Consider the following 3307-nt stretch of genomic DNA (forward strand, 5'->3'; position numbering starts at 1 on the left):
TGCCGAGGCGGTCGCCGCCACGATATCAGTGCTGCGTCCGCATCACGTCATCCTCGCCGGCCCCGGCCTGCAGGCCTTCGACATGATGCGCCATGCCTATGAGGAGCGGCTCGAGCAGGCGGTGCTGCCGTGGCTGCTCAAGTCCACCGCGATCCATCTGCGGCCGAGCGAGTCGGCGACCATCGTCGACGGCATGGTGCGGCGGACGCTGCGGGTGGTGGACCGCAACCAGATGGAGACGACCGAGTGAACGCCGAAAGCTGCGGGCGTCGTTTGAGTCTTTAGGAGTCGCCGACGGCAGGATGGGTTGAGCCCGGGCGAAACCCATCGATTGACCCTCGCGGCGATGGGTTTCGTGGCGAGACTCGGACGCGATCCGATTCTCGCCGCTCTCCCCATCCGACGATGATCGATTTCATGGAATCGGTCGTCTAGAACGTTGTCGGATTCGACAGAATCGGACGACGCTCCAAGTCGCAGTCATGCAACCGGCGCGGTTCAGGCGCCAAAATCGAGAGGGATGCCAATGCAGGGCGCCATCTATCCAAGCCTCAAGGATCGCACCGTCCTGGTGACCGGCGGCGGTTCCGGCATCGGTGAAGCCATCGTCCGCCGCTTCGTCGACCAGGGCGCGCGGGTCGGTTTCATCGACATCGATGCCAAGGCCTCGAGGCAGCTCGTGGAGAGCCTGGCGTCGGCCAGCGTGCACTTCGAGCACGCCGATCTGCGCGACATCGCCGCCTTGAGGCGCGCGGTCGCGGGCGTCCGCGAGGCGTTCGGACCGATCACCATCCTGATCAACAACGCGGCCCGCGACGACCGTCACGCGATCGAGGACGTCACGCCGGAATTCTGGGACGAGCGGATCGCCGTCAACCTGAAACATCAGTTCTTTGCCGCCCAGGCGGTCGCGCCGGACATGCGCCAGGCGGGCGGCGGCGCGATCGTCAACATGGGCTCGGTGAGCTGGGTGGTCGGCCAGGGCAACATGCCCTGCTACACCACGGCGAAGTCGGCGGTGCAGGGCCTGACCCGGGCGCTGGCCCGCGATCTCGGGCCGAACAACATCCGGGTCAATTCCGTCTTGCCCGGATGGATCATGACGCAGCGGCAGCTGGACAACTGGCTGACGCCCGAAGGCGAGGCCGAACTGATGCAGCGCCAATGCATCAAGCGCAAGCTGATGCCCGACGACATCGCCCGCATCGTGCTGTTCTTCGCCGCCGACGACAGCGGCGCCTGCACCAACCAGAACTACATCGCCGACGGCGGCTGGGTGTGAGCGCGGACGTTCGTCGTTCGTCGGGTGGGCTTGGTGCGGGTTTCTCTCGCTCTAGAGGCGGGTGTTCCAGGCGCCTTGGTCCTGCTGCATCATGGATCTTTTCGTCATGGCCGGGCTTGTCCCGGCCATCCACGTCTTTTTCGCCGCAGCACCAAGACGACGTGGATGCCCGGGACGAGCCCGGGCATGACGTGCCAGTGGGTGTTGAAACGAATCCACGACGACTCCTTGTCGGCTTGTGACGCAGCAGTATTGGCCCACCCTACGGGGCCGATGAGCCCGTAGGATGGGTTGAGCCCTTCGCGAAACCCATCGGCTTGCGACGAACAACATGTCCGCCCTACCCCCGCTCGCCACCGCGGTGCGGACATCCGGGATCGGCGGCTTCGTGCCAATTTCAGACAGCGAATGATCAAGGTAAAACGCGAGTAGCAACTCGCAGCGTGGGCCAGGCCGACGGGTCGCGCGAATGCGCGCCCGATGACAGGCTCCGCGTGCCTACCGCTCCTCTGTCTCGGCGAAAAAATGGCGGGCACGGCGCAAGCGCGCCTTGGCCCACCCTGCGAACGTCTGCGAATCACGACTCTGGCGATCATCGTCCAGAATGTCATTGCAGACAAGCGGGCCGAGGTTTGCAACTACATCGTGAAGGCCCTAATAAGGAAACGCTGAAGGGAAAGTGGGGGATTTCTGATGATTGCGCCGGAAGAAGAGAGGGTGCTGAAGACGCACCTGGTCGAGATGTTCGGCCACATTAGCAGCATGCGTCGGGAATTCGCCGCTCTTCAAGGCGACAGCAAGGGCAGTTTCGCGACGATGACAGACACCCTCGACGCGATCGTCGAGAATACGGAGGCAGCCGGGAATGCGATCCTCGAAAGCATGGAGACGATCGGCGCCAGCGTCGCGAAGTTGCAGAGCATCGACGACCCGACGGCCGCGTCGGCATGCGATGAGATCGTCGATAGCACAAACAAGGTGTTCGAGGCGTGCGCGTTTCAGGACCTCACGGGGCAGCGGATCACTCGAGTGATCAAGTCGCTGCAGTTCGTGGAGGACCACATCAACAGGCTGGTCCGCATGTGGGGAAAAGAGGAGCTGGCACGGCTGGCCGCCGAGCTTGCCGTCCAAAGCGGCCCAGACTTGATGCAGGGCCCGCAGCGGTCGAGCGTGGCGATTTCCCAGGACGACATCGACAAGCTGTTCGCGTGAACGACGTCAAGCCGGATGCCCATAGCGGCGAACGGTCGGATCGAGGTGGCGCTCGACCAGATCGACCGGGACGCGGAGGGTCCCGCGATTTCCCTGGAGGACGCGGACAGCACGGATATGCAACAAGGTAGCCGAGATCAATCGGACGACATTGCAGAACGAGGTGCGGCAACCTTCAACCCGTAGAATGACCAATTTTGAATGAACCGGGCGCGACTCCCGGTTTGGGTCATGGCCCGCCGTGGCCGGCAGGCGGACGGTCCGGCCGGTCGATCCCCAGCTTCGGAAATGCCCGTGCGTTCCGGCAGTTACGTTTCGTGCCACTAGGCGACTTGGCCGGAGTTGCCCGATATGAAATCCAGCATGAGGGACCCCCATCATCCGCAAAACCGACGGGCAGCGAAACGGGAGCTTGTTGTGAGCAGCCGCCTAAACTCTCGCATTGTTGCGTTGTCTGCTGCGCTTGTAATGTTGGTGCTGGATCAGCTGACGAAACATTGGGCACTCATATCATTGCGCAGGGTCGGTGCGACTATCAAGCTTGCCGGGCCGATCGACCTCACTCTTGTATTCAACCGCAGTAACGCATTTGGTCTAATCCCCGACTACGGTGAATTTTCTCGGTGGGCGCTCACTACTTTGAGCATCGCCGTAGCGGCAGCTCTACTCCTACTTCTGTTGCGAAAATCGACTTCGACAATAAACGCTCTCGGGTTCGCTTTCATTGGCGCTGGCGCACTCGGAAATGCCCTCGATCGCCTTAGATTGGGTGCTGTTGTCGACCTATTTGATGCGTCGAAGCTTCAATTCATC

3 protein-coding genes and 1 pseudogene are annotated in these 3307 nt (G+C 62.3%); all 4 read left to right on the top strand.

What is annotated here, in order from left to right; genetic code table 11:
• A pseudogene (locus tag WCB02_RS05605) lies at positions 1 to 250 on the top strand (ROK family protein); the annotation flags it as partial.
• Between the two features lie 276 nt (positions 251 to 526).
• Positions 527 to 1282, top strand: a complete 756-nt coding sequence (locus tag WCB02_RS05610) for an SDR family NAD(P)-dependent oxidoreductase (protein ID WP_423956848.1) — start codon at positions 527 to 529, stop codon at positions 1280 to 1282.
• A gap of 693 nt (positions 1283 to 1975) precedes the next feature.
• Positions 1976 to 2494, top strand: a complete 519-nt coding sequence (locus tag WCB02_RS05615) for a protein phosphatase CheZ (RefSeq protein ID WP_423956849.1) — start codon at positions 1976 to 1978, stop codon at positions 2492 to 2494.
• Between the two features lie 351 nt (positions 2495 to 2845).
• Positions 2846 to 3307, top strand: a 462-nt coding sequence (locus tag WCB02_RS05620; RefSeq protein WP_423956850.1) for a signal peptidase II, incomplete at its 3' end; no start/stop codon positions are given.

Origin of the sequence: Bradyrhizobium sp., assembly GCF_049581145.1 — a bacterium.
Lineage (GTDB): Bacteria > Pseudomonadota > Alphaproteobacteria > Rhizobiales > Xanthobacteraceae > Bradyrhizobium.

What these genes read in the sequence shown, in the direction of transcription:
- WCB02_RS05610 (WP_423956848.1), top strand. Translation starts at nt 527, where the DNA reads ATGCAGGGCGCCATCTATCCAAGCCTCAAGGATCGCACCGTCCTGGTG.
- WCB02_RS05615 (WP_423956849.1), top strand. Translation starts at nt 1,976, where the DNA reads ATGATTGCGCCGGAAGAAGAGAGGGTGCTGAAGACGCACCTGGTCGAG.